This is a genomic window from Cronobacter condimenti 1330 (assembly GCF_001277255.1).
Classification (GTDB): domain Bacteria; phylum Pseudomonadota; class Gammaproteobacteria; order Enterobacterales; family Enterobacteriaceae; genus Cronobacter; species Cronobacter condimenti.
Map to the genome: position 1 here is coordinate 304,679 of NZ_CP012264.1, position 26,298 is coordinate 330,976.

Annotated in this window: 28 protein-coding genes; 20 read left to right on the forward strand and 8 right to left on the reverse strand. The window is 56.0% G+C overall.

Annotated features, from left to right (window positions below; genetic code table 11):
* The first annotated feature begins 138 nt into the window (after positions 1–138).
* Together ysgD and corA are read left to right on the forward strand one after the other, a co-directional pair.
* Positions 139–195 carry a YsgD/CorL family protein gene (gene ysgD / locus AFK62_RS23040; protein WP_366927576.1) on the forward strand — a complete coding sequence of 19 codons (57 nt, stop codon included), beginning with the start codon at positions 139–141 and terminating at the stop codon, positions 193–195.
* A gap of 152 nt (positions 196–347) precedes the next feature.
* Positions 348–1,298, forward strand: coding sequence for a magnesium/cobalt transporter CorA (corA, locus tag AFK62_RS01415; protein WP_007671093.1), 951 nt, complete (start codon positions 348–350; stop codon positions 1,296–1,298).
* A 56-nt stretch (positions 1,299–1,354) separates the two neighbouring features.
* On the opposite strand, the gene AFK62_RS01420 is transcribed toward corA, so the two are convergent.
* The 4 genes from AFK62_RS01420 to yigI form a co-directional block, all read right to left on the reverse strand.
* Entirely contained in the window at positions 1,355–1,759 is a 405-nt protein-coding gene (locus AFK62_RS01420; protein WP_007671096.1) for a DUF2628 domain-containing protein, read from the reverse strand.
* 58 nt (positions 1,760–1,817) lie between these two features.
* Complete coding sequence (locus AFK62_RS01425) at positions 1,818–2,204, reverse strand: hypothetical protein (RefSeq protein ID WP_032984343.1); 387 nt, start codon at positions 2,202–2,204, stop codon at positions 1,818–1,820.
* 184 nt (positions 2,205–2,388) lie between these two features.
* The gene (gene rarD, locus AFK62_RS01430; RefSeq protein WP_007671102.1) at positions 2,389–3,282 is read right to left on the reverse strand and encodes an EamA family transporter RarD; all 894 of its coding nucleotides are present in this window, start codon (positions 3,280–3,282) and stop codon (positions 2,389–2,391) included.
* A gap of 52 nt (positions 3,283–3,334) precedes the next feature.
* Entirely contained in the window at positions 3,335–3,805 is a 471-nt protein-coding gene (gene yigI, locus AFK62_RS01435) for an acyl-CoA thioesterase YigI (RefSeq protein ID WP_007671104.1), read from the reverse strand.
* Between the two features lie 178 nt (positions 3,806–3,983).
* On the opposite strand from yigI, the gene pldA reads away from it, so the two are divergent.
* From pldA to rhtC, 3 genes are all read left to right on the forward strand, one after another.
* Positions 3,984–4,853 carry a phospholipase A gene (pldA, locus tag AFK62_RS01440; protein ID WP_007671108.1) on the forward strand — a complete coding sequence of 290 codons (870 nt, stop codon included), beginning with the start codon at positions 3,984–3,986 and terminating at the stop codon, positions 4,851–4,853.
* 67 nt (positions 4,854–4,920) lie between these two features.
* Positions 4,921–6,750 (forward strand): ATP-dependent DNA helicase RecQ, encoded by a 1,830-nt coding sequence (gene recQ / locus AFK62_RS01445; protein WP_007671110.1) that lies wholly within the window; start codon positions 4,921–4,923, stop codon positions 6,748–6,750.
* A 59-nt stretch (positions 6,751–6,809) separates the two neighbouring features.
* Positions 6,810–7,430, forward strand: coding sequence for a threonine export protein RhtC (rhtC, locus tag AFK62_RS01450; protein WP_007671111.1), 621 nt, complete (start codon positions 6,810–6,812; stop codon positions 7,428–7,430).
* Here the strand turns inward: rhtC and rhtB are convergent, their stop codons facing one another.
* A complete protein-coding gene (rhtB, locus tag AFK62_RS01455) occupies positions 7,431–8,051 on the reverse strand; it encodes a homoserine/homoserine lactone efflux protein (protein WP_007671113.1) in 621 nt (206 codons plus the stop codon). It abuts the gene before it with no gap.
* Between the two features lie 110 nt (positions 8,052–8,161).
* Here rhtB and pldB point away from each other — a divergent pair, with 110 nt between their 5' ends.
* The 3 genes from pldB to AFK62_RS01470 all read left to right on the forward strand — a co-directional run bounded on the left by pldB (position 8,162) and on the right by AFK62_RS01470 (position 11,013).
* Positions 8,162–9,154 (forward strand): lysophospholipase L2, encoded by a 993-nt coding sequence (gene pldB, locus AFK62_RS01460; protein ID WP_032984345.1) that lies wholly within the window; start codon positions 8,162–8,164, stop codon positions 9,152–9,154.
* Between the two features lie 49 nt (positions 9,155–9,203).
* Positions 9,204–10,004, forward strand: coding sequence for a sugar/pyridoxal phosphate phosphatase YigL (yigL, locus tag AFK62_RS01465; RefSeq protein ID WP_007671119.1), 801 nt, complete (start codon positions 9,204–9,206; stop codon positions 10,002–10,004).
* A 109-nt stretch (positions 10,005–10,113) separates the two neighbouring features.
* Complete coding sequence (locus AFK62_RS01470) at positions 10,114–11,013, forward strand: carboxylate/amino acid/amine transporter (protein ID WP_032984351.1); 900 nt, start codon at positions 10,114–10,116, stop codon at positions 11,011–11,013.
* Here the strand turns inward: AFK62_RS01470 and metR are convergent.
* On the reverse strand, positions 10,901–11,854 hold the full coding sequence (gene metR / locus AFK62_RS01475) for an HTH-type transcriptional regulator MetR (RefSeq protein WP_032984347.1): 954 nt from the start codon (positions 11,852–11,854) through the stop codon (positions 10,901–10,903). The two genes, AFK62_RS01470 and metR, sit on opposite strands and share 113 nt — an antisense overlap.
* Positions 11,855–12,177: 323 nt before the next feature.
* On the opposite strand from metR, the gene metE reads away from it, so the two are divergent.
* Positions 12,178–14,439 carry a 5-methyltetrahydropteroyltriglutamate--homocysteine S-methyltransferase gene (metE, locus tag AFK62_RS01480; protein WP_007671128.1) on the forward strand — a complete coding sequence of 754 codons (2,262 nt, stop codon included), beginning with the start codon at positions 12,178–12,180 and terminating at the stop codon, positions 14,437–14,439.
* Between the two features lie 147 nt (positions 14,440–14,586).
* Here the strand turns inward: metE and AFK62_RS01485 are convergent, their stop codons facing one another.
* On the reverse strand, positions 14,587–15,405 hold the full coding sequence (locus AFK62_RS01485; protein ID WP_007671131.1) for a dienelactone hydrolase family protein: 819 nt from the start codon (positions 15,403–15,405) through the stop codon (positions 14,587–14,589).
* A gap of 259 nt (positions 15,406–15,664) precedes the next feature.
* Between AFK62_RS01485 and udp the strand changes: the two genes are divergently transcribed.
* The 10 genes from udp to AFK62_RS01535 all read left to right on the forward strand — a co-directional run bounded on the left by udp (position 15,665) and on the right by AFK62_RS01535 (position 24,071).
* Complete coding sequence (udp, locus tag AFK62_RS01490) at positions 15,665–16,420, forward strand: uridine phosphorylase (protein ID WP_007671135.1); 756 nt, start codon at positions 15,665–15,667, stop codon at positions 16,418–16,420.
* A 152-nt stretch (positions 16,421–16,572) separates the two neighbouring features.
* Positions 16,573–18,006, forward strand: a complete 1,434-nt coding sequence (rmuC, locus tag AFK62_RS01495) for a DNA recombination protein RmuC (RefSeq protein WP_007671143.1) — start codon at positions 16,573–16,575, stop codon at positions 18,004–18,006.
* A gap of 89 nt (positions 18,007–18,095) precedes the next feature.
* Entirely contained in the window at positions 18,096–18,851 is a 756-nt protein-coding gene (ubiE, locus tag AFK62_RS01500) for a bifunctional demethylmenaquinone methyltransferase/2-methoxy-6-polyprenyl-1,4-benzoquinol methylase UbiE (protein WP_004385518.1), read from the forward strand.
* An 11-nt stretch (positions 18,852–18,862) separates the two neighbouring features.
* A complete protein-coding gene (ubiJ, locus tag AFK62_RS01505; protein WP_007671147.1) occupies positions 18,863–19,468 on the forward strand; it encodes a ubiquinone biosynthesis protein UbiJ in 606 nt (201 codons plus the stop codon).
* On the forward strand, positions 19,465–21,105 hold the full coding sequence (gene ubiB / locus AFK62_RS01510) for a ubiquinone biosynthesis regulatory protein kinase UbiB (RefSeq protein ID WP_007671149.1): 1,641 nt from the start codon (positions 19,465–19,467) through the stop codon (positions 21,103–21,105). Before ubiJ ends, ubiB begins: the two co-directional genes overlap by 4 nt.
* 76 nt (positions 21,106–21,181) lie before the next feature.
* Positions 21,182–21,445, forward strand: coding sequence for a Sec-independent protein translocase subunit TatA (locus AFK62_RS01515; protein WP_007671151.1), 264 nt, complete (start codon positions 21,182–21,184; stop codon positions 21,443–21,445).
* A 3-nt stretch (positions 21,446–21,448) separates the two neighbouring features.
* Complete coding sequence (gene tatB / locus AFK62_RS01520) at positions 21,449–22,021, forward strand: Sec-independent protein translocase protein TatB (protein ID WP_007671153.1); 573 nt, start codon at positions 21,449–21,451, stop codon at positions 22,019–22,021.
* Between the two features lies 1 nt (position 22,022).
* Complete coding sequence (tatC, locus tag AFK62_RS01525) at positions 22,023–22,784, forward strand: Sec-independent protein translocase subunit TatC (protein ID WP_007671155.1); 762 nt, start codon at positions 22,023–22,025, stop codon at positions 22,782–22,784.
* Between the two features lie 40 nt (positions 22,785–22,824).
* The gene (gene tatD, locus AFK62_RS01530) at positions 22,825–23,616 is read left to right on the forward strand and encodes a 3'-5' ssDNA/RNA exonuclease TatD (RefSeq protein WP_226991895.1); all 792 of its coding nucleotides are present in this window, start codon (positions 22,825–22,827) and stop codon (positions 23,614–23,616) included.
* 122 nt (positions 23,617–23,738) lie between these two features.
* Positions 23,739–24,071, forward strand: coding sequence for a hypothetical protein (locus tag AFK62_RS01535; protein ID WP_032984349.1), 333 nt, complete (start codon positions 23,739–23,741; stop codon positions 24,069–24,071).
* Between the two features lie 44 nt (positions 24,072–24,115).
* Here the strand turns inward: AFK62_RS01535 and rfaH are convergent, their stop codons facing one another.
* Complete coding sequence (rfaH, locus tag AFK62_RS01540; RefSeq protein WP_007671162.1) at positions 24,116–24,604, reverse strand: transcription/translation regulatory transformer protein RfaH; 489 nt, start codon at positions 24,602–24,604, stop codon at positions 24,116–24,118.
* A gap of 183 nt (positions 24,605–24,787) precedes the next feature.
* Here rfaH and ubiD point away from each other — a divergent pair, with 183 nt between their 5' ends.
* A complete protein-coding gene (gene ubiD / locus AFK62_RS01545) occupies positions 24,788–26,272 on the forward strand; it encodes a 4-hydroxy-3-polyprenylbenzoate decarboxylase (protein WP_053531680.1) in 1,485 nt (494 codons plus the stop codon).
* Positions 26,273–26,298 lie beyond the last annotated feature (26 nt).

A 26,298-nucleotide genomic window follows, 5' to 3' on the forward strand; every position in this document is an offset into this window, starting at 1 on the left:
AAACGCTCCGGCAAAACGTGCCCGCAGGCACTATAATTCCCGTGAATCATTGAGGTGTTTTATCTTAAGTGTACGTGTTGACGCCTAATTTTTGGTGGCGTAACATGCGCCCACGATTACGCTAAGAGGACATTCGCCTTGGACACACCCAGTAGATGCTGGCTCAAAACCCTGTCAAACAGGAACAACTCCTAAGGCTATCCTCTTACGCTGATGGCCTTAGTGGTTGTCAGCGACTGTTTTCTCTCCCGTCGCGCTGAGTCAGGCTGTTTAATGGTCTGAAACCCAATCTGTTTCTGTGTGCCCAACCGAACTGTCCAGAATTTGTTTTTTTGGGAGTCCCGGTCATGCTGAGCGCATTTCAACTGGAAAACAACAAACTGTCCCGCCTCGAAGTTGACGAGGCCGTTTCGCTAAAAGATTCCATCTGGATTGACCTGGTGGAGCCGGAAGAGAGCGAACGACAGCGCGTGCAAACGGAACTTGACCAAAGCCTGGCGACACGCCCGGAACTGGAGGATATCGAAGCCTCCGCGCGTTTCTTCGAAGATGAAGATGGGCTGCACATTCACTCGTTTTTCTTTTATGAAGACGCGGAAGATCACGGCGGTAACTCCACCGTGGCGTTCACTATCCGCAATGGCCGTCTGTTTACCCTGCGCGAGCGTGAGCTGCCTGCGTTTCGTCTCTATCGTATGCGCGCACGCAGCCAGTCCATGATGGACGGCAACGCCTATGAACTGCTGCTGGATCTGTTCGAAACGAAAATTGAACAGCTGGCGGACGAGATAGAAAACATCTACAGCGATCTTGAAAACCTGAGCCGGGTCATCATGGAAGGACATCAGGGTGACGAGTATGACGAGGCGCTCTCAACGCTTGCGGAGCTGGAAGATACCGGCTGGAAAGTGCGTTTGTGTCTGATGGATACCCAGCGCGCGCTGAACTTCCTGGTGCGTAAAGCTCGCCTGCCGGGCGGCCAGTTAGAGCAGGCGCGTGAGATCCTGCGCGATATCGAATCTCTGCTGCCGCACAATGAGTCGCTGTTCCAGAAGGTGAACTTCCTGATGCAGGCGGCGATGGGCTTTATCAATATCGAGCAGAACCGCATCATCAAGATCTTCTCGGTGGTGTCCGTCGTCTTCCTGCCGCCGACGCTGGTGGCGTCCAGCTACGGCATGAACTTTGAGTTTATGCCGGAACTGCACTGGAGCTATGGCTATCCCGCCGCGATTGTCGCCATGCTGCTGGCTGGCCTCGCGCCGTATCTCTACTTCAAGCGCAAGAACTGGCTGTAAATGCGAAAAAGCCTCTTCAACAGAAGAGGCTTTTTTATGGCGCAATGCGCAGACCCTTACAGGCTCCAGTCCTGCTTGCCTTTGACTTTCAGATCGTAATACCAGGTGTTGGTACGTAAGGCAAAATAGATCGGTACGATATAGATCAGTCCTTTTATCCCCAGCAGCACGGTAATAAAACCGACGATGAAAAAGGCTATCACGCAAATAATACTTTTCTTCCACAGGCCAAGGATAGCCAGATAAATGAAGGAGAAAAAGTAAGTGAAGAAATTGATCATCACCTTAAGGCGTGCCATAAAGCCCATCTTTTTCAGCGCGCCACTCCACTCCGGGGTCGGGAAAAGAACGCCAGGATAACCATGCTCCTCAATGAACGTAAAGCGCGTTTTCCATTTATCGCTTAACTTCTCGTCTGCCATAAAGTCGTAGTGGTTTTTATTGTTTTCCATGCTGGACATCCTGAAGGCTCCTTAATGCCTGAAATTTTGCTGGGGTGAGCGACATTACCGCCCGATTTTATTGCACTTTTTTTGCGACGCCAGGCGCCGGTGCAGCCAGCAGCAGCAGCGTCATCACAACCTGAAAACTGCCGCCGAACGTCAGGTATTCTGTGCTGCCTGGCTCGAAACCGCGCAGATAAGCGATGACTATCCCGGCAATCCACATTGCCAGTGAATAGAACAGATAATTGCGCGCTTTCAGTCCGGCGTCACGCGCGCGCAATGCGCCAGCGCGGTAATACAGCAAGGGCGAAATTAAAACGAGAGCCAGCGCCACATCGTCAGGCGCGAACGCCAGTATCAGGCACAGGCCGAACAGCAAACCGATAAGCCACGCCAGATAAGGCAGGCGTCGCATTCTGGCCGTACGCGGCGGGAAAAAGAAAGCAAGCAGGGCTGACATTAAAATACCTTTCACGCCTTCTGATTGCCGGAGAGAAGGCTCAACGCGTAAAAGCGGAATTATAAGCACGACCCCTTGTGTTGCAAGGCGCGAGACCGGCAAATATCAGTAGGTGAGCGTTGGGGGGATATGGTGTAAGTGCTAACAGCAAGGCGAACTAACGCCCTGCTGTGGCAGTACGTGCTTAACTACGACGCGAGCGCCGCTGGGTATACAGAGCGTCCATAATAAAAATCGCGAGCGCCAGCCAGATAAACCCGAAGGTGACCATTTTATCCGGGCCTGGCACTTCATCGTAGAAGATGACAGCCAGTAAAAACATGAGCGTCGGGCCGATGTACTGGAAAAAACCGAGCGTGGAGAGACGCAGACGCGTCGCCGCCGCCGTAAAGCAGAGCAGCGGAATGGTTGTGACCACGCCTGCAGCCATCAGCAGCAGATTTAGCGACCACGGGTTGCTGCCCATATGGCTGGTCGGACTGTCGGCAATGCCGAAGAGATAAATCGCCGCGACGGGCAGCAGCCACAGGGTTTCTATCAACATCCCGGTCTGCGCGTCTACCATGATTTTTTTACGCACCAGACCATAGAACGCGAAGCTGAACGCCAGGCCAAGCGCGATGACCGGCAACGAGCCAAACGTCCAGAGCTGCACCAGCACGCCGCAGGCCGCCAGCAGCACGGCCAACCACTGCATCCGGCGAAAACGCTCGCCGAGGAAAATCATCCCCAACAGCACGTTGACCAGCGGGTTAATGAAATACCCCAGGCTCGCCTCCAGCAGGTGATGATTATTCACCGACCAGATAAACAGCAGCCAGTTGCCGCCGACCAGCACCGCGCTAAGCGCCAGACAGAACACCTTTTTGGGCGTCGAGAACAGCCGTTTTACCGATCCCCACTGACGGCTCAGGCTAATCAGCCCCAGCATAAAGAAGAAAGACCAGATCACGCGGTGCGTCAGGATTTCATCGGCGGGAACAATATGAATAAGCTTGAAATAGGCGGGCGCAATGCCCCAGATAAAATAAGCGGCAAGAGCAAATAACACCCCCTGACGCGTCTGTTTAGCATCCATGTGAAACTCTTATCGCGAAAAAAGTGTGAGCAGTTTATCAGTATTGCATCCGCTACCCCACCATATAGGTGGCCGTGGCGCTTGCGATATAAACCTGTTCTTCGTTGTGTAACTCTACGCGGGCAACAGCCACTTTATTCCCGGCGCGCAGCAGCGTGCTGGAGGCGGTAAAGCGTTGACCTCGACCGGGGCGCAAATAGTCCACACGCAGGTCAATGGTGCCCATCCGGGAAAGACGCTGGCGTAGCTCCTCTTCGGTGATGCTGTCGTGACGTGTCAGCGTACTGCCGACACACACCAGACCCGCCGCCACATCCAGCGCTGAGGCAATAGCCCCGCCGTGCAAAATGCTTTGCGCCCAGTTGCCCACAAGCGTCGGCTGATTATTGAACGCGAGCTGGGCATATTCTTTCTCGTAGCGTTCCAGCTCCAGCCCCAGGGCGCGGTTAAAGGGCATGTGATAAACAAAAATTTCGCCGACCAGTTGCAGGGCTGCTTCCGGAGTCAGCAGAGTTGCGGACATGATGGTTTCCTCGACCAAAAGACAGGACACATTAGGTTAAATGATTGTTGATTTTATGCTTCCCATTTGTTGCTTTCCAGTTTAAGAAAGCAGGACTAAGCAGACGCGAAATAAATATGTAGAATGTCTGCCGGATAATAATTCATCATCGAAATATTCGTTCAGGAGAACATTGCCGATGCGCACGTTTCTGGGTTGGTTTATGGCGGCAAGTTTGCTGCCATGCACAGCATTAGCACAGGAAGCCACGATAAAAGAGGTGCATGATGCGCCTGCCGTTCGCGGCAGCATCATCGCCAACCTGCTTCAGGAGCACGATAACCCGTTTACGCTCTATCCCTATGAGAGTAACTATCTGCTCTATACCGTCACCGACGATCTGAATAAAGAAGCGATTAAGTCCTACGACTGGACCGATAACGCGCGTAAAGATGAAGTGAAATTCCAGCTGAGCCTGGCGTTTCCTTTCTGGCGTGGCATCCTGGGGCCGAATTCTGTTCTGGGCGGGTCTTATACTCAAAAATCCTGGTGGCAGCTCTCTAACAGCGGTCAGTCATCGCCGTTTCGTGAAACTAACTACGAACCGCAGCTGTTCTTAGGGTTTGCGACGGATTATGAACTGGCGGGCTGGACGCTGCGCGACGTGGAATTTGGTTATAACCACCAGTCGAATGGCCGCTCAGACCCGACATCCCGAAGCTGGAACCGCCTGTATACCCGCCTGATGGCACAAAACGACAACTGGCTGATGGAAGTGAAGCCGTGGTACGTAATTGGCGACACCGACGACAACCGTGATATCACCAAATACATGGGCTACTACCAGCTCAAGGTAGGGTATCAGTGGGGCGAGGCCATCTGGAGCCTGAAAGGCCAGTACAACTGGAACACCGGCTACGGCGGTGCGGAGCTTGGTCTGAGCTATCCTATCACCCGTCACGTACGCCTCTACACCCAACTGTACAGCGGTTACGGCGAATCGTTAATCGATTACAACTTTAACCAGACTCGCTTTGGCTTTGGGGTTATGCTTAACGATCTCTTCTGAGGCATTGCAGTTTCCGACGCAGGCGCTGAAAATAGCGCCTGTTTTATTTTCAGTATCTGGAGTGAGTGTGGCGCAGGCGGAAGTTTACAGTCAGGAAACGCTGGCTAAGCAGGTTTTACAGGAAACCTTTGGCTATCAGCAGTTCCGTCCAGGCCAGGCCACCATTATCGATGCGGTGCTTGAAGGGCGCGATTGCCTGGTAGTGATGCCCACCGGCGGCGGCAAATCGCTGTGTTATCAAATCCCGGCACTGGTGAAAACCGGCCTGACCGTGGTGGTTTCTCCGCTTATTTCCCTGATGAAAGACCAGGTCGATCAGCTTCTGGCGAACGGCGTGGCCGCGGCGTGTCTGAATTCCACGCAAAGCCGCGACGAGCAGCAGGCCGTCATGGCGGGCTGTCGTACCGGGCAGGTACGTCTGCTTTATATCGCGCCTGAAAGGTTGATGATGGATAACTTCATCGACAACCTGACCTACTGGAATCTGACCATGGTTGCGGTAGACGAAGCGCACTGTATCTCCCAGTGGGGGCACGATTTCCGCCCCGAATATGCGGCGCTCGGGCAGTTGCGCGCGCGTTTCCCGGCGGTGCCTTTTATGGCGCTGACCGCCACGGCAGATGACACAACGCGGCGCGACATCGTGCGCCTGCTGGGGCTTGACGATCCGCTGATTGAAATCAGCAGCTTCGACCGCCCGAACATCCGTTACATGCTGATGGAGAAATTCAAGCCGCTCGATCAGCTCATGCGTTATGTCCAGGAGCAACGCGGCAAATCCGGCATCATCTACTGTAACAGCCGCGCAAAAGTGGAAGACACCGCCGCGCGTCTGCAAAGCCGCGGCATTAGCGCCGCCGCCTACCACGCAGGGCTTGAGCACGAGGTACGCGCCTCGGTACAGGAGAAATTCCAGCGCGACGATTTGCAGATTGTCGTGGCGACCGTGGCCTTCGGCATGGGCATTAACAAGCCCAACGTGCGCTTTGTTGTGCACTTCGATATTCCCCGCAACATTGAATCCTATTACCAGGAAACGGGCCGCGCCGGGCGCGACGGCCTGCCTGCGGAAGCTATGCTGTTTTACGATCCGGCGGATATGGCCTGGCTGCGTCGTTGTCTGGAAGAGAAAGCGCCTGGCCCATTACAGGACATTGAGCGCCACAAGCTCAACGCAATGGGGGCATTCGCCGAAGCGCAGACCTGCCGTCGTCTGGTATTGCTGAACTATTTCGGCGAAGGGCGCCAGGCGCCGTGCGGCAACTGCGATATCTGTCTCGATCCGCCGCGCCGTTATGATGGCCTGGTGGACGCGCAAAAAGCGCTGTCGGCTATTGCGCGCGTGGAGCAGCGCTTCGGGATGGGTTATGTGGTGGACGTGCTGCGTGGGGCGAATAACCAGCGTATCCGTGAACTCGGTCATGACAAACTCAAGGTATATGGTATCGGGCGCGATCAAAGCCAGGAGCACTGGGTAAGCGTTATCCGCCAGCTGATTCATCTTGGTGTGGTCATGCAAAATATCGCCCAGCATTCGGCGTTACAGCTCACTGAGGCGGCGCGCCCGTTCCTTCGCGGCGAAACCCCGTTGATGCTTGCAGTGCCGCGTGTCGCAGCGCTAAAGCCGCGCGTGGCGCAGAAATCTTATGGCGGCAATTACGACCGCAAGCTGTTTGCGAAGCTTCGGAAGTTACGTAAAGCCATCGCTGACGAAGAGAACATTCCGCCTTATGTCGTCTTTAACGATGCGACGCTGATTGAAATGGCCGAACAGATGCCGCTAAGCCCGGGCGAAATGCTTGGTATCAACGGCGTCGGCACCCGGAAACTGGAGCGCTTCGGGCGTCCCTTTATGACGCTCATCCGCGAGCATGTCGACGGCGACGACGAAGAGTAGTCAGCCCCCGCTAAACATGCCAGGATAAATGTTCTCTGATTCTTACCTGGCAACTCTCTATGTTAACGCTATTTTTTACCGTCGCGATGGTGCATCTGGTGGCGCTGGCAAGCCCTGGCCCCGATTTCTTTTTTGTTTCGCAAACGGCGGCCAGCCGCTCGCGTAAAGAGGCGCTGATGGGGGTGTTCGGCATCACCGCAGGCGTTATGGTCTGGTCCGGCGTGGCGCTCCTCGGCCTGCATCTGATCCTCGAAAAAATGGCCTGGCTGCATAACATTATCGTGGTGGGCGGCGGGCTATATCTGTGCTGGATGGGCTACCAGATGCTGCGCAGCGCGCTGAAGAAAACCGTACCGACGGCTGACGCGTCGCAGGTCGAGCTGGCGGCGCGCGGACGCAGTTTCCTCAAAGGCCTGCTGACTAACCTTGCGAACCCGAAAGCCGTTATCTACTTCGGCAGCGTCTTTTCACTGTTTGTGGGCGACAGCGTCGGCACCAGCGCGCGCTGGGGTATTTTCGTGCTGATCGCTCTTGAGACGCTCGCGTGGTTTGTGCTGGTGGCGAGCGTTTTCGCGCTGCCGAAAATGCGCCAGGGCTATCGGCGCCTGGCGAAATGGATAGACGGGATGGCCGGGGCGCTGTTCGCGGGCTTTGGCATCCACCTGATCCTTTCCCGGTAATCAGGCGCGGCGCGCAGTGGCCAACAGCGCGCCGACCAGCATAAACAGCGAACCAAACACTTTATTTAAGGCCTTCATCTGATGCGGGCCTTTGATCCAGCCGCCAATGCGCGTGGCAAGCGTCGCATAGCCAATCATTACGATGATATCCACCACGACGGTCGTCACCCCGAGCACCACGTACTGCATCATTTGCGGCTGATGCGGCACGATAAATTGCGGAAAGAGCGCGGCGAGAAACACGATGCTTTTCGGGTTAGTAAGATTCACGAAGATTGCGCGCTTAAAGAGGCGGCTGCGTGGCTGGCTCTGCGCCAGCGCGTTGAGATCAATGGCGCCTGCGGCGCGCCACTGCTGAATGCCAAGCCAGATAAGATAAGCCGCGCCTGCCCATTTCAGCACTTCAAACGCCATCAGCGAGCGGGAAAACAGCGCGCCTAACCCAATGCCGACCAGCATGATGTGCAGCGCAAGGCCAGTTTGCAGCCCGGCGATGGATGCCGCAGCACCCCGATAGCCGTGACTGAGCGCAGTACTCATCGTATTAATGGCACCGGAACCCGGCGAGAGGCTGAGAATAAGGGTCGTCAGAAGGTAGGTACACCACCACTCGAAGGTCATGCGAAGCTCCCTGATTGCGCACTTTTATGCCACAATACGCTATTGTTGAGGTGTGTGCTACGAATCACAAAAAAAGCCCAGACAGGCGTGGATGCGGAGCAAAAAGGACCATGACCAGACACAGGAACCGTTGGTTTTCACGAGAAACGGGATTCGCGGCGTTCACCATGGGGCCGCTGACGGACTTCTGGCAACAACGCGAAGAAGACGAATTTTTAGGCGTGGATAATATCCCGGTGCGCTTTGTGCGTTTTCGTGCCGAAAACCACGATCGCGTTATTGTGGTCTGCCCTGGCCGCATTGAATCCTACGTAAAATATGCGGAACTGGCTTACGATCTGTTCCACTGTGGGTTTGACGTACTGATTATCGACCACCGCGGACAGGGGCGCTCCGGGCGCCTGCTTGAAGATACGCATCGCGGTCACGTCGTAAACTTCAGCGATTATGTCGATGATTTCGAACGCTTCTGGCAACAAGAAGTGGCTACAGGCCCGTGGCGTAAGCGCTATCTGTTGGCCCATTCGATGGGCGGAGCTATCGGCACGCTGTTTTTACTGCGTAACCCGAAGGCGTTTGATGCTGTCGCGCTGTGCGCACCCATGTTTGGCATCATTATTCGCCTGCCGGAGTGGATGCTGCGCTCGATTCTCGACTGGGCAGAAGAGTATCCGTCGCTGCGCGATGGATATGCCATTGGGACCGGACGCTGGCGCCCGCTGCCCTTCAGCCTCAACATACTGACTCACAGTCACGCGCGTTACCGGCGCAATCTGCGCTTTTACGCCGACGAACCGCAACTGCGCGTCGGCGGACCGACATATCACTGGGTGCGGGAAGGCATCCAGGCAGGAGAACAGGTGCTGGCGGGGGCCACCGACAGCACTACGCCGCTATTGTTACTCCAGGCGGAGGCGGAAAGGGTGGTGGATAACCGCTCGCATGACCGCTTCTGTGAACTTCGCGCCGCGGCGGGCCACCCATGTTGGGGGGGTAAACCTTACGTCATTAAAGGCGCGTACCATGAGATCCTGTTCGAGCAGGACGCTATGCGCGCCGAAGCGCTGAATGTCATTGTCGATTTCTTCGACGAGCATAACTGATTACTCGCGACCGGAGCGTCTGGTCGCTCCACCAGAGGTTTTCTTTATTATGTATCAGGTCGTTGCGTCTGATTTAGACGGCACACTCTTAGCCCCTGACCATGCACTGACGCCGTTTGCCAAACAAACGCTCAAATTACTCACCGCCCGCGGCGTGAATTTTGTCTTCGCGACGGGCCGCCACCATATCGACGTTGGGCAGATCCGCGACGGCCTTGAGATCAAGGCCTATATGATCACCTCCAACGGCGCGCGGGTGCATGATACCGACGGTAATCTGGTCTTCACTCATAATCTCGACACCGATATTGCCGCCGATCTGTTCGGCGTGGTGCGCGACAACCCGGATATCATCACCAACGTTTATCGCGACGACGAGTGGTTTATGAGCCGCGAACGCCCGGACGAGCTGAAATATTTTAAAGAGGCCGTCTTTAAATATTCGCTGTTTGAACCGGCGTTGCTGGAGCCTCAGGGCGTCAGCAAAGTCTTCTTCACCTGCGACGTGCATGAAAAACTGCTGCCGCTGGAGCAGGCTATCAACGCCCGCTGGGGCGATCGCGTCAATGTCAGCTTTTCGACGCTTACTTGTCTTGAAGTCATGGCGGGCGGCGTGTCTAAAGGCCATGCGCTGGAAGCGGTCGCGAAAGCGATGGGGTACGGGCTTGACGCCTGTATTGCGTTTGGCGACGGCATGAACGACGCGGAAATGCTCTCGATGGCAGGCAAAGGCTGCATTATGGGCAATGCCCATCAGCGTCTCAAAGACCTGTTGCCGGAGCTGGAAGTTATCGGCACGAACGCCGAAGATGCCGTACCGCACTACCTGCGTAACCTCTTCCTGGCGTAATATCAGGTGACGAGTGGTTTATCGATAACCACTCGTCAACCAAATAGTGCAACTTTTCGCCAGCGCCTTCGCTACAATGCCTCTCTCTTTTTTTGTTGAGATGATTATTGTGGCGTTACTTATCATCACCACGATCCTGTGGGCCTTCTCGTTTAGCCTGATCGGCGAATATCTCGCGGGCCATGTGGACAGCTATTTTTCGGTCCTGATGCGTGTCGGGCTGGCAGCGCTGGTTTTTCTGCCGTTTTTACGCACCCGTGGACAGAGCCTGAAAACGCTGGCGCTTTATATGCTGGTGGGCGCGTTGCAACTGGGCGTAATGTATCTGTTCAGCTTCCGGGCTTATCTCTACCTGACGGTCTCGGAGTTCCTGCTTTTTACCGTTCTGACGCCGCTCTATATCACGCTGATTTACGATTTGCTGAGCAAGCGCCCGCTGCGCTGGGGTTATGTGTTAAGCGCGGGGCTGGCGGTGGTCGGCGCGGCGATTATCCGCTATGACAAAGTCAGCGACCATTTCTGGACAGGGCTGATGCTGGTGCAGCTGGCGAATATCAGTTTCGCTATCGGCATGGTGGGTTATAAACGCCTGATGGAGACGCATCCGATGCCGCAGCACAGCGCGTTTTCGTGGTTCTATCTTGGGGCGTTTGTGGTGGCGGTCATCGCCTGGTTTGCGCTTGGCAATCCGCAAAAACTGCCGACCACAAATCTGCAATGGGGCATCCTGGTATGGCTTGGCGTTGCGGCGTCCGGGCTTGGATACTTTATGTGGAACTATGGCGCCACGCAGGTGGACGCCGGTACGCTCGGTATCATGAATAATGTGCATGTGCCCGCCGGGCTGCTGGTTAACCTTGCCATCTGGCAGGAGCAGCCCCACTGGCCGAGCTTCATCATTGGGGGAGCGGTGATAATGGCTTCTCTGTGGGTCCACCGGCGTTGGGTCGCGCCGCACTCCGCACAAACGGCAGTGAATCACAGGCGTGCTGACGCGCCTGCTGAATAAACGCCTCCGTCACCGGCTGACGCTGCTCGCCGTCGCGCACCGCAGCGTACAGCCGGCTCCATAATCCCTCGCCCAGCGCGCGCGTCACTACCAGCCCCTGGCGTTCGAAATTCTCCACCACCCAGTGCGGCAGCGCGGCGATCCCCATGCGCGCCGACACCATCTGGATAAGCAACAGCGAGTTATCAACGCTCTTCAGCGCAGGGCTTACGCCAGCTGGCTGTAAAAAGTGACGCCACACGTCAAGGCGGCTGCGCTGCACGGGGTAAATCAGCAGCGTTTCGCTGGCAAAATCTTCAGGCGTCACCTGCGTTTTAGTCGCGAGCGGATGATCCGGCGCGACCACCAGACGCACTTCAAAATCAAACATCGGCGAATAGTGCAGGCCGCTGCGCGGCAAGATGTCCGAGGTCAGCACCAGATCGAGTTCATCCTGCTGCAGCGCGGGCTGCGGGTCGAATGTGACGCCCGATTTAAAATCCATCTCCACCTGCGGCCAGCGTTTTCGGAAGGCTTCCAGCGCCGGGGCCAGCCACTGAATGCAACTGTGGCACTCAATTGCAATACGCAACCGGGTTTGTTGCGGTTCGTTGCAGGCCTGTAGCGCGCGGCTTATCTGTGGCAATACTTGCGCCGCCAGTTGCAAGAGGATTTCACCCTGCGGCGTGAAGCGCAGCGGCTGGCTTTTACGGACAAACAACCGGAAGCCGAGACGCTGCTCCAGATCGCTAAACTGATGTGAAAGAGCTGATTGGGTCTGATGCAGCGATGCCGCCGCCGCTGCCAGCGAGCCGCAATTGCGCAGCGCCTGGAGCGTTCGCAGGTGTTTTATCTCGATCATGAAAGTCCTTCACTTCGCCATGAACATTTTGCGCTTGAGGAATATACAGTAACTGCCAATTATGGATGTGTAAACATCTGGACGTCCAAACTCGTCATAATTCGACTTGCAGATGCGTTGGCTTTCCTCGCTCACCCCAGTCACTTACTGGAGTAAGCTCCTGGGGACTCGCTGCGTCGCCGCCTTTCTGCAAGCCGAATTATTTAGAGTTAGCCCCTTAGGGGGAGGATCCGAAATACGTACGGATTAATTAATAAGACGAACAGATTCATTTTCTGAAATTCGCGGCTACGCGGATCCATCTTCAAGAGAGGCAGAACATCATGACTATCCATAATCACACCCTCGGTTTTCCCCGCGTCGGCCTGCATCGCGAACTGAAAAAAGCGCAAGAGAGCTACTGGGCGGGCAAGAGCACGCGTGAAGAGTTACTGGCGGTAGGCCGCGAGCTACGCGCCCGCCACTGGGAACAACAAAAAGCGGCGGGTATCGATCTGCTGCCGGTGGGGGATTTCGCCTGGTATGATCATGTTCTGACCACCAGCCTGTTGCTCGGTAACGTGCCGGCGCGCCATCAGAACGCCGACGGCACCGTCGATATTGATACCCTGTTCCGTATTGGCCGTGGCCGTGCGCCGACTGGCGAACCGGCAGCCGCAGCGGAAATGACCAAATGGTTCAACACGAACTATCACTACATGGTGCCGGAGTTCACCAAAGGCCAGCAGTTCAAACTTACCTGGACGCAGCTTTTAGAAGAAGTGGACGAAGCGCTGGCGCTCGGCCATCACATCAAGCCAGTACTGCTGGGGCCGGTCACGTATCTGTGGCTTGGCAAAGTGAAGGGTGAGCAATTCGACCGCCTCTCGCTGTTAAACGATATTCTGCCGGTGTACCAGCAGGTGATTGCGGAGCTGGCGAAGCGCGGCATTCAGTGGGTGCAAATCGATGAACCTACACTGGTGCTGGAGTTGCCGCAAGCGTGGCTGGAGGCGTTCAAACCGGCTTACGAGGCGCTGAAAGGCCAGACTAAACTGCTGCTCACCACTTATTTTGAAGGCGTGACGGATAACCTCGACACCATTACCGCGCTGCCGGTGCAAGGTCTGCATGTCGATCTGGTCCATGGCCATGATGACCTGAATGAACTGCATCGCCGTCTGCCGCAGGAGTGGCTGCTCTCGGCGGGCGTGATTAATGGCCGCAACGTCTGGCGCGCCGATCTCACCCAAAAATACGCGCAGCTGAAAGCCATCGCGGGCCAGCGCGAACTGTGGGTGGGCTCATCCTGCTCGCTGTTGCACAGCCCCATCGATCTGAGCGTTGAAACCCGTCTTGATCCAGAGGTGAAGAGCTGGTTTGCGTTTGCACTGCAAAAATGCGAGGAACTGGCGCTGCTGCGCGATGCGCTGAACAGCGGCGATACCGCGAAAATTGGCCAGTGGAGCGCGCCTGTTCAGGCCCGTCAGCACTCATCCCGCGTGCACAACCCGGCGGTGGCGGAGCGTCTTAACGCGATTACGCCGCAGGACAGCCAGCGCGCCCATGCGTACCCGGTGCGCGCCGAAGCGCAGCGCGCGCGCTTTAACCTGCCGGCCTGGCCGACCACGACGATTGGCTCTTTCCCGCAAACAACGGAAATTCGCGGCCTGCGTCTGGATTTCAAAAAAGGCAATCTGGATGCGGCGCACTACCGTACTGGCATTGCGGAGCACATCAAGCAGGCGATCGTGGAGCAGGAGCGTCTGGGCCTCGACGTGCTGGTGCATGGCGAAGCCGAGCGTAACGACATGGTGGAGTATTTCGGTGAGCATCTTGATGGTTTCGTCTTTACTCAAAACGGTTGGGTGCAGAGTTACGGCTCCCGTTGCGTGAAACCGCCGGTAGTTATCGGCGATATCAGCCGCCCGGCGCCGATCACCGTCGAGTGGGCGAAGTATGCGCAGTCACTCACCGACAAACCGGTAAAAGGCATGTTGACCGGCCCGGTAACGATTCTTTGCTGGTCGTTCCCGCGTGAGGATGTCTCCCGCGAAACCATCGCGAAACAGATTGCGCTGGCGCTGCGCGACGAAGTCGCGGACCTCGAAGCCGCAGGCATTGGCATTATCCAGATTGACGAGCCTGCGCTGCGTGAAGGGCTGCCACTGAAACGCAGCGACTGGGACGCATACCTCGCCTGGGGTGTGGAAGCTTTCCGCCTGAACGCCGCCGTGGCGAAGGATGACACCCAGATCCACACCCATATGTGTTATTGCGAGTTTAACGACATCATGGACTCCATCGCCGCGCTGGATGCAGACGTGATAACGATTGAAACTTCGCGCTCAGATATGGAACTGCTGGAATCGTTTGAAGAGTTTGAATATCCCAATGAAATCGGGCCGGGCGTGTACGATATTCACTCGCCGAACGTGCCGGATGTCGCGTGGATCGAAGCACTCCTGAAGAAAGCCGCGCAGCGTATTCCGCAGGAACGTCTGTGGGTAAACCCGGATTGCGGTCTGAAAACCCGCGGCTGGCCGGAAACCCGTGCCGCGCTCGCGAATATGGTGAAAGCCGCGCAGAATTTACGTCAGGCCTAAGCTAACGTAGCGCGATGGCGGGTGGCGCTTTGCTTACCCGCCTTACAGCAGATATGGAAATTTTAGGTCGGTGAGAAAGCACCGCGGACCCACCGTTTACTACTACCTATCTGCCAAAAACATCGCCCGGCGAACCGGGCGATGTTTTTATGCTTTCTTACTACCGTAGGTCTGGAACCACGCTAACATCCGCTCCCAGCCATCTTTCGCGGACGCCTCGTGATAGCTCGGGCGGTAATCGGCATTAAACGCATGACCCGCGTCCGGGTAAACAATGATTTCGGCATTTGCGTTGGCGGCGCGCAGCGCCTGCCGCATCGTCTCCACGCTCTCAAGCGAAATGCCGGTATCCTGCGCGCCATAAAGCCCCAGCACAGGCGCGGTCAGTTCGGTTGCGATATCCACCGGGTGCTTTGGCGAATTCAATGTCTTGTCGCCCAGCAGCTTGCCATACCACGCGACGGCCGCTTTCAGCTGCGGATTATGCGCGGCGTATAACCAGGCGATGCGTCCGCCCCAGCAGAAGCCAGTCAACGTCAGACGATGCGCGTCGCCGCCGTTGCGCGCAGCCCAGCTCGCTACATGGTCGAGATCCGCCAGCACCTGAGCGTCCGGCACTTTTGACACCAGATTGCTTAGCAATGAAGAAATATCGTCATACTCGTTCGGATCGCCCTGCCGGAAATAGAGCTCAGGCGCTACCGCAAGATACCCCTCCAGCGCCAGCCGACGGCAAATATCGCGTATATGTTCATGTACGCCGAAAATCTCCTGCACCACGATAACCACCGGCAGCGGACCGTCGGCCTCGCGCGGGCGGGCGTGATAAGCCGGCATATTTTCGCCCTGCGTAGGAATAGACGTTTCGCCTGCGATAATGGCATCCTGCGGCGTATGAACGACCGTTGAAGCGACAGGTGAGGCTGCAGCGGCAAAGCCCGCTTTATTGTCAGTTGTGTTGCTCATGGCATTCTCCGTACCCGTTATAGTTTTAGCGCATCCATAACTATAGTCTGCGCGTGGCGGGAGTGGGGATGGCAAAACTCAGCGGCATTCGAGCAGGATCGCGCTTTTCAGGTTGTATATGTGACCGCTGTCACGAAATAATGGAAAATTAATGCAACTCCTTTCTTTTGAAGTGAATCCGGTCACGAAAAGCGCCGGAAAGGTTCTGTAAAGTACCGTTTTGCTTCTCCTGACAAACCGACCCACAGAGGAGTCACCTATGTCTGATGTTTTTCACCTCGGCCTTAAAAAAAGCGATCTTCAGGGCGCCGAGCTTGCGATTGTCCCGGGCGACCCGGAGCGCGTGGAAAAGATCGCCGCGCTGATGGACAAGCCGGTTAAACTGGCCTCTCACCGTGAATTTACCTCCTGGCGTGCCGAGATTGACGGCAAACCGGTGATCATCTGCTCCACCGGCATTGGCGGTCCATCAACATCTATCGCGGTAGAAGAACTGGCGCAGCTGGGCGTGCGCACCTTCCTGCGTGTTGGCACCACCGGCGCTATCCAGCCGCACATCAACGTAGGCGACGTGCTGGTCACGACGGCCTCGGTGCGTCTTGACGGTGCCAGCCTGCACTTTGCGCCGATGGAATTCCCGGCGGTTGCCGATTTCGCCTGTACCACGGCGCTGGTGGAAGCGGCCAAAGCAGTTGGCGCGACCACGCACATCGGCGTAACGGCGTCTTCTGACACCTTCTACCCAGGCCAGGAGCGTTACGACACCTACTCTGGCCGTGTGGTGAGCCGCTTTAACGGTTCCATGAAAGAGTGGCAGTCCATGGGCGTTATGAACTATGAAATGGAATCCGCTACGCTGCTGACCATGTGTTCAAGCCAGGGTCTGCGTGCCGGGATGGTGGCGGGCGTTATCGTCAACCGTACCCAGCAAGAGATCCCGAACGCGGAAACCATGAAGCAAACCGAAAGCCACGCGGTAAAAATCGTGGTCGAAGCGGCGCGCCGTCTTCTTTAAGCGTTACCTGCTCCCTTCAGGCCGGCGTTTCGCCGGCCTTTTTGCGTAATGCCTCGCAGGAATAACCCCCCTTACAGAAAAACGCTTTTCCTCTGGAATTATGTACAGCACAATCCCTTCTGGCGTGGTAAGTCGTTCAGGCAGGAGGCGTGGTGGAAATTTCATATCTATTGTTAGCGGTGGTCGCGCTGGCGGGTGTGGTGGTGGGCTGGCTGGTATCTGGCCTGCGGACCGCTCAACAAAAAGCGGATCTGCTTGCAGAACAACGCGATATCTACGGCGAACTCAGCGCGGCGCGTGAGGCGCTGGCGCATAATCAGCACTGGCGTGATGAGTGCGATCTACTCAATAACGAACTGCGCAACCTGCGGGACATCAACAGCTCGCTGGAATCTGATCTGCGTGAAGTAACTACACGGCTTGAGGCCACCCAGGTGCATGCCGAAGAAAAGCTGCGTCAGATGATGAGCAGTGAACAGCGCCTGAGCGAGCAGTTTGAAAACCTCGCCAACCGTATTTTTGAGCAGAGCCGTCGCCAGGTTGACGAGCAAAATCGCCAGAGCCTTAATGGCCTGCTGTCGCCGCTGCGTGAGCAGCTCGACGGGTTTCGCCGTCAGGTTCAGGAAAGCTTTGGGCAGGAGGCGCGCGAGCGTCATACGCTCGCCCATGAAATCCGCAATCTACAACAGCTAAATGCGCAAATGGCGCAGGAGGCCGTTAACCTCACTCGCGCATTGAAAGGCGATAATAAAGCGCAGGGCAACTGGGGCGAGGTGGTGCTTACCCGTGTGCTGGAGGCCTCGGGCCTGCGGGAAGGGCATGAGTATGAAACGCAGGTCAATATTCAACTGGCTGACCGCAGCCGCATGCAGCCGGATGTGATTGTTCGTCTGCCGCAGGGTAAAGATGTGGTCATTGATGCCAAAATGACGCTGGTCGCTTACGAGCGCTATTTCAACGCCGAAGATGACTATAACCGCGAGCTGGCGCTCAACGAGCACATCGCCTCTGTCCGTAACCATATTCGATTGCTCGGACGTAAGGACTATCAGCAATTGCCGGGGCTGCGCACGCTGGATTATGTATTGATGTTTATCCCGGTCGAGCCTGCGTTTCTGGTGGCGATTGATAAGCAACCGGAGCTCATCAGCGAGGCGTTAAAAAACAATATCATGCTGGTTAGCCCGACCACGCTGCTGGTGGCGCTGCGCACTATCTCTAACCTCTGGCGGTATGAGCATCAAAGCCGCAACGCCCAACACATCGCAGAGCGTGCGGGCCGCCTTTACGACAAAATGCGGCTGTTCGTTGACGACATGAGCGCTATCGGTCAGAACCTCGATAAAGCCAGCGACAGCTACCGACAGGCGATGAAAAAACTCGCGAACGGGCGCGGCAACCTGCTTGCGCAGGCCGAGGCGTTTCGCGGGATGGGTGTTGAAGTGAAGCGCGAGATTAATCCGGATTTGGTCGAACAGGCGATGCAAGAGGAAGAGGCGTTTGCGCTCTCCGATGCCGAAGCGCTTGCGAAGGCCTCTGATGAAAACAGTCACTTAGCCGCGTTTCGCCGGGCGAGCGAGCACTGAGCGGCGCGGCAATGCCGCCTTGAATCGTAGGGCAATTGCGGCCAATCTGTTACACTTCACAAACATTTCCTTGATAAGCAGGCACTGAGATGGTTGAAGATTCACAAGATACAACGCACTTTGGCTTTCAGACCGTAGCGAAAGAGCAAAAAGCGGATATGGTGGCGCAGGTCTTCCACTCCGTGGCGGCGAAATATGATGTCATGAACGACCTGATGTCGTTTGGCATTCATCGTCTGTGGAAGCGCTTCACTATCGATTGCAGCGGCGTGCGTCGCGGCCAGAAGGTCCTTGACCTTGCGGGCGGTACCGGCGATTTAACGGCGAAATTCTCCCGCCTGGTCGGCGAGAGCGGCAAAGTGGTGCTGGCGGACATTAACGACTCCATGCTGAAAATGGGCCGTGAAAAGCTGCGTAATATCGGTATCGTCGGCAACGTCGAATATGTTCAGGCGAACGCCGAGGCGCTGCCTTTCCCGGACAACACCTTTGACTGCATCACTATCTCGTTTGGCCTGCGCAACGTCACTGATAAAGAAAAAGCGCTGCGTTCTATGTTTCGCGTGCTGAAACCGGGCGGTCGTTTGCTGGTGCTGGAGTTTTCTAAACCGGTATTCGAGCCGCTGAATAAAGCCTACGACGCCTACTCCTTCCATATTCTGCCGCGCGTCGGCGAGCTGGTAGCGAAAGACGCTGGCAGCTACCGTTATCTGGCCGAGTCCATTCGCATGCATCCGGATCAGGAAACCCTGAAAGCGATGATGAACGACGCGGGCTTTGAGAACGTCAACTACTACAATATGACCGGCGGGATCGTAGCGCTGCATCGCGGCTACAAATTCTGAGGAGGTGCCGGATGCCTTTCACACCGCTAATGATGGCAGGTATTGAAGGTGCGTTAAACACGTTCCTGTATCGCGAAAGCGCGCTGAAAGCGCCGCGTCAGCGTTTGCAGGGCAAAGTGTTGCGCGTCACGCTTGAAGAGCTTTCCACACCGCTGGTGCTGGTTTTCAGCGAGCAACAGCTGGATGTGCTCAGTAAATGGGAAGGCGAGGCGGACTGTACCGTCATTACGCGGCTTTCAGTACTGCCGAAACTGCAGGACCGTCAGCAATTGACCGCGCTTATTCGCAGCGGCGAGCTGGAAGTGCAGGGCGATTTGCAGGTCGTGCAGAACTTCGTCGCGTTGATGGATATGGCTGAATTTGACCCTGCCGGTGTGCTCGCGCCATGGGTTGGTGATATCGCTGCGGAAGGCATAAGCCGCGTCATGCGTCGCGGCGGGCAACTGTTGCAAAAAGGCTTTTCGCGCAACCAGCGCTATCTCGCGGAAGCTATTACTGAAGAGTGGCGCGTTGCGCCGGGCGCGCTGGAAGTCGCCTGGTTTGCCGAGGAGATAGCGGCCATTGAGCGCAGCCTGGAAGAATTAACCAAACGGTTGGATAAACTGGAGGGCAAATGACGCCAGGTGAAATTCGGCGCCTTTATTTCATCATCAAAACGTTCCTGAGCTACGGCCTGGATGAACTCATTCCTCGGATGCGTCTTACGCTACCGCTGCGGGTCTGGCGACGCGGGCTGTTCTGGATGCCGAACCGGCATAAAGACCTTGAGCTTGGAGCACGGTTACGTCTGGCGTTGCAGGAACTCGGGCCGGTATGGATTAAGTTCGGGCAAATGCTCTCGACACGCCGCGACCTTTTCCCGCCGGTTATCGCCGATCAACTGGCACTGCTGCAGGATCGGGTGGCTCCTTTTGATGGCAGGCTGGCGAAGCAGCAGATCGAAAAAGCGATGGGCGATCGTCCTGTTGAAGCCTGGTTTGATGATTTCAATATTGTTCCGCTCGCGTCCGCGTCTATTGCGCAGGTGCATACCGCGCGCCTGAAAGAGAACGGCAAAGAGGTGGTCATTAAAGTGATCCGCCCTGATATCCTGCCGGTTATCAAAGCGGACATGAAACTGATATACCGCCTTGCACGCTGGGTGCCGCGTCTGCTGCCGGAAGGTCGCCGTCTGCGCCCGCTCGAAGTTGTGCGTGAGTATGAAAAAACGCTGCTTGATGAGCTCGATCTGCTGCGCGAGGCGGCCAATGCCATTCAGCTGCGACGCAATTTCGAAAACAGCCCGATGCTCTACGTACCGGAGGTTTACTCCGATTATTGTAGCCCGGCGATGATGGTGATGGAGCGCATTTATGGCATCCCGGTTAACGATGTCGCGGCGCTAGAAGCCAACGGAACGGATATGAAACTGCTGGCCGAACGTGGCGTGCAGGTGTTTTTCACTCAGGTATTCCGCGACAGCTTCTTTCATGGCGACATGCACCCGGGCAACATTTTCGTCAGCCACGAACACCCGCACGACCCGCAATATATCGGCATTGACTGCGGTATTGTGGGGTCGCTGAATAAAGAAGATAAACGTTATCTGGCGGAAAACTTTATTGCCTTCTTTAACCGCGACTACCGCCGTGTGGCGGAACTGCACGTTGATTCGGGCTGGGTACCGGCGGACACGAACGTTGAAGAGTTCGAGTCCGCGATTCGTACCGTCTGCGAACCCATTTTTGAAAAGCCGCTCGCGGATATCTCGTTTGGTCATGTGTTGTTGAATCTTTTCAACACCGCGCGCCGCTTCAATATGGAAGTGCAGCCGCAACTGGTGCTATTGCAAAAAACGTTGCTGTATATCGAGGGCGTGGGGCGCCAGCTCTATCCGCAGCTTGATTTATGGAAAACGGCGAAACCTTTTCTGGAAAGCTGGATCAAAGAGCAGGTGGGCTTCCCGGCGCTGGTGCGTTCCTTTAAGGAAAAAGCACCATTCTGGGCTGAGAAAATCCCTGAGATCCCTGAACTGGTTTACAACAGCTTACGTCAAGGCAAACAACTGCAACAAAGTGTTGATAAGATTGCCCATGAGCTGCAGGAGCACCGCGTTAAGCAAGGGCAGTCACGTTATCTGTTCGGCATTGGCGCCACGCTGATGCTGAGCGGCACGTTGCTCTTTATCAACCGGCCTGACTGGGGTATGTCGCCCGGATGGCTGATGGCAGGCGGGATACTCGTCTGGCTTATCGGCTGGCGGCGTACTGATTAGCTGGCATTGTTATGTAACGGCCACGGGTATACTGTGGCCTGATGAATACCATTATCACTGGTAACTGAGGAAATGTATGGGTGGCATCAGTATCTGGCAGTTAGCCATTATCGTTATTCTGGTTGTTCTGCTTTTCGGCACCAAAAAGTTACGCTCGCTGGGCTCCGATCTCGGTGAATCCATCAAAGGCTTTAAAAAAGCGATGGGTGATGAGGACAAAAAGAAACAGAGCCAGGATGCGGATTTCACCGCGCCTGCTGAGCCAGATAAACGAATCAGCGAAACCAAAAGTGAGGTTACGCCTGACGACGCCAAAAAACGTGATAAAGAGCAGGTGTAATCCGTGTTTGATATTGGTTTTGGCGAGCTGCTGCTGGTTTTTGTTATCGGTCTTATCGTTCTGGGGCCGCAGCGTTTGCCTGTGGCTGTCAGAACCGTTGCAGGGTGGGTACGCGCGCTGCGATCGCTTGCGACTACGGTGCAGAATGAACTGACGCAGGAACTGAAAATTCAGGAGTTTCAGGAAAGCCTGAAGAAAGTGGAAAAAGCGAGCATCGACAACCTGACGCCGGAACTGAAAGCCTCAATGGACGAACTGCGCGAAGCCGCGGAGTCGATGAAACGTTCTTACAACGTAAACGACCCGGAAAAAGCAAGCGACGAAGCACACACGATTCATAACCCGCTGGTGAAAGGTAACGAGGCCAGTCATGAAGGCGTGACGCCGGCGAAAGCTGAACACCAGGCCCAGTCGCCGGTACAGGCACCAGAAGATAATGAATCTTCTTTAGCGGGGTCTGATACGGCGTCTGCGCATGCTGAGGCCGGAAAAATTGTTGAACCGTCGCCGGACGCCGCAGCGCCTGCTGGCGCGCGCAAGCCTGAAGCTGCATCTACCGTGAGTGATAAATCCTGACATGGCTGTTGAAGATACCCAACCCCTAATCAGTCACCTGATTGAACTGCGTAAGCGTCTGTTGAACTGCATTATCGCGGTGCTGGTGATTTTTCTGGCGCTCGTCTATTTCGCCAATGATATCTATCAGCTGGTCGCTGCGCCGCTGATCAGTCAGATGCCGCATGGCGCGAGCATGATAGCGACTGATGTGGCCTCGCCGTTCTTTACGCCGATTAAGCTGACCATAATGGTATCGGTTATCCTCTCCGCGCCGGTTATCCTTTATCAGGTATGGGCGTTTGTCGCGCCAGCGCTGTACAAGCATGAGCGGCGCTTGATAATTCCTCTGCTGGTCTCCAGTACGCTGCTGTTTTATATCGGTATGGCGTTCGCCTACTTCGTCGTGTTTCCGCTGGCGTTTGGCTTCTTAACCAAGACCGCGCCTGTCGGGGTGGTGGTGTCGACTGATATCACCAGCTATCTGGATTTCGTGATGGCGCTGTTCATGGCCTTCGGCGTGTCGTTTGAGGTGCCGGTCGCTATCGTCTTACTGTGCTGGATGGGCGTGACGACGCCGCAGGATCTGCGTGCAAAACGTCCGTATGTGCTGGTTGGGGCGTTCGTCGTCGGGATGATGCTCACCCCGCCGGATGTGTTCTCACAGACGCTGCTGGCGATACCGATGTACTGCCTGTTTGAAGTCGGGATTTTCTTCTCACGCTTTTACGTCGGTAAACGACGTCCACGTGAGGATGACGCCGAAGAGGCGACAGAAGAATAACTAAACCGCCCGTCAGGGCGGTTTTCATATGGAAAGCGCAATGTTTGATATTGGCCTGAATATTACCAGTTCCCAGTTTGATCACGACAGAGACGAAATGATCGCACGCGCTCAGGCGGCGGGCGTCAATCACATGCTGTTTACCGGCACGTCGCTTGATGAAAGCGAGCGCGCCTGCGCGTTTGCCCGCCGCTATGATGGCTGCTTTGCGACAGCAGGTGTGCATCCTCATGAGGCCAGCACCTGGAATGAAGCCAGTGAAGCGCGGTTGCGGGCGCTGGCTGATGAGACGGCGGTTGTTGCGATTGGCGAATGCGGGCTCGATTTCAACCGTAACTTCTCAACACCTGCCCAACAGGAGCAGGCCTTTACCGCGCAACTGCGTCTGGCGGCGGAACTCGACATGCCGGTATTTTTACACTGCCGAGATGCCCATGCGCGGTTCATGACGCTGCTCGACCCGTGGCTGGATAAACTGCCTGGTGCGGTGCTGCACTGCTTTACCGGTACTGAACAGGAGGCGCGAGAGTGTCTGGCGCGCGGCCTGTATCTTGGGATTACCGGTTGGGTGTGTGACGAACGTCGTGGGCTTGAACTGCGCGCGCTACTGCCCCTTATTCCAGCCGAACGTCTGCTACTGGAAACGGACGCCCCGTATCTGCTGCCGCGTGATTTACAGCCGAAGCCTGCGTCGCGTCGCAATGAGCCCTGCTTGCTGCCACATATTCTCACGCAGGTTGCGCACTGGCGCGGCGAGGATCCGGCATGGCTTGAGGCGACGACCGATGCCAATGCCACACGCCTGTTTCTGAAAAACGCGTCGCTTGTGTAAGTGGGCCGCCAGAGGCTCGTCTTATGTAGATTTTTGCACGCTGTTGGTTTGTCCCGTCGGTAAATCCCGCTGATATGCTTCCTGCGGGGATTTTCCCTGTTTCCAGAATAGAAGGGACGATGATGAAAAAGAGAACAACGGGATTAATGGTACTGATGCTGCTGGCAGGCGGGCCGGTTATGGCAATGGATAAAACCGCCACCGGCGCGGTGGTTGGCGCCGCGGCAGGCGCTATTGCAGGCAAAGATGTGAAAAGCGCGGTGGGCGGTGCGGTGATAGGCGCTGGCACGGGCGCGATGCTGAAGAAAGGCAGCAAAGGCAAAGCGGCTCGTAAAGGTGGTGTTGCGGGTGCCGTAGTTGGTGCGGGTGTTGCGGCGGCGACCGGTAAAAGCGTACTGAAAGGTGCGGCTGTCGGCGCAGGGGCGGGCGGTGTTATCGGCGAGGCGACGCACTAATCGCAGGCGGCGGCCTTGCGCCGCCGCACTGGCGTCATAGCACGTCAGATTTTACGAAATTCGGTATTTTTGATGCTTTGTAACACCTGCTTATTCAACAAATTCAACAGTAGCATCGAACGGGCTTCACCATCGGGCTCGGTAAATATCGCCTGCAATCCTTCAAACGCCCCTTCGGTAATCACCACCCTGTCGCCGGTATACGGCGTATCCGGGTCGGTTACGTTTTCTGGCTGCCAGTCGAGCAGCTGTTCAATGACCGTTTGCGGCACAACGGCCGGGCTTGAACCAAAGCGGACAAAGTGGCTAACACCGCGGGTTGAACTCACCGTGGTGGTGTGAATATCCTCTGGATCGAACCGGACGAAAAGGTAATTAGGGAAGAGCGGCTCGCTGACGGAAGTGCGTCTGCCTCGTACCATTTTTTCAAGTGTAATCATTGGCGTAAGGCAGTTCACCGACTGTCGTTCAAGGTGCTCTTTGGCGCGCTGAAGTTGCCCGCGTTTACAGTACAGTAAATACCAGGATTGCATAATGACTCTTCTTACATGGCCGGACGCGCCAGCATAACAAAACCACCTCAGGATCGCTAAGGGCATTATACTGCGCTATACGATAGCCCACGGTGATGATTCACGTTAATTTAACAAAATTACGGCATGCCTGCGGCGAACACCGTATAATAAAAAGCTTATTTTAAAGCCACGAATAACTGCATGAAATACCACGACCTACGCGAATTTCTGGCGCTGCTGGAGCAGCAAGGCGAACTCAAGCGCATTACATTGCCTGTCGATCCTTACCTGGAGATGACGGAAATTGCTGACCGCACGTTACGCGCGGGCGGCCCGGCGCTGCTGTTTGAAAACCCGAAAGGCCATACTATGCCGGTGCTCTGCAACCTGTTCGGCACGCCAAAACGCGTGGCGATGGGCATGGGGCAGGATGACGTGTCTGCGCTGCGTGAAGTCGGCAAGCTACTGGCTTTTTTGAAAGAGCCGGAGCCGCCGCGCGGTTTTCGCGATCTCTTCGACAAACTGCCACAGTTTAAGCAAGTGCTGAACATGCCGACAAAGCGGCTGCGCAATGCGCCTTGCCAGCAGAAAGTATGGCAAGGCGACGAGGTCGACCTGAACCGTATTCCCATCATGCAGTGCTGGCCGGATGATGCCGCACCGCTGATTACCTGGGGCCTGACGGTAACGCGTGGGCCGCATAAAGAGCGTCAAAATCTTGGCATTTACCGCCAGCAGTTAATCGGCAAAAACAAACTTATCATGCGCTGGCTGTCGCATCGCGGCGGCGCGCTGGATTTCCAGGAGTGGTGTCAGACGCATCCGGGGGAGCGTTTCCCGGTGGCGGTGGCGCTTGGCGCTGACCCGGCCACGATCCTGGGCGCGGTAACGCCAGTGCCGGACACGCTGTCTGAGTATGCGTTCGCAGGGCTGCTGCGCGGCACCAAAACCGAAGTGGTGAAGTGCCTTTCTAACGATCTTGAAATCCCGGCCAGCGCTGAAATTGTGCTGGAGGGCTATATTGAGCCTGGCGACATGGCGCCGGAAGGCCCGTATGGCGACCACACGGGTTACTATAATGAGATTGATAATTTCCCTGTTTTCACCGTCACCCATGTGACGCAGCGTGAAGACGCCATTTATCACTCGACGTATACGGGCCGTCCGCCTGATGAACCCGCCGTGCTGGGCGTGGCGTTAAATGAAGTCCTGGTGCCCATTTTGCAAAAGCAGTTCCCGGAAATCGTGGATTTCTATCTGCCGCCGGAAGGCTGTTCTTATCGTCTCGCGGTCGTGACAATGCGCAAGCAGTACGCGGGCCATGCAAAGCGCGTGATGATGGGCGTCTGGTCTTTCCTGCGCCAGTTTATGTATACCAAGTTTGTGATCGTTTGCGATGATGACGTGAACGCGCGCGACTGGAACGATGTTATCTGGGCGATTACTACGCGAATGGATCCGGCGCGCGACACCGTCATGGTAGAAAACACGCCGATCGATTATCTGGATTTCGCCTCGCCGGTTTCCGGCCTTGGTTCCAAAATGGGGCTGGATGCGACCAATAAATGGCCTGGCGAAACACAGCGCGAGTGGGGCAGACCCATCAAGAAAGATCCCGATGTGACGGCACGTATCGACGCCATCTGGGATGAACTCGCTATTTTTCATGACGGTAAAGGCGCCTGACGCGCCGCCGTTGCAGTTGCATTATT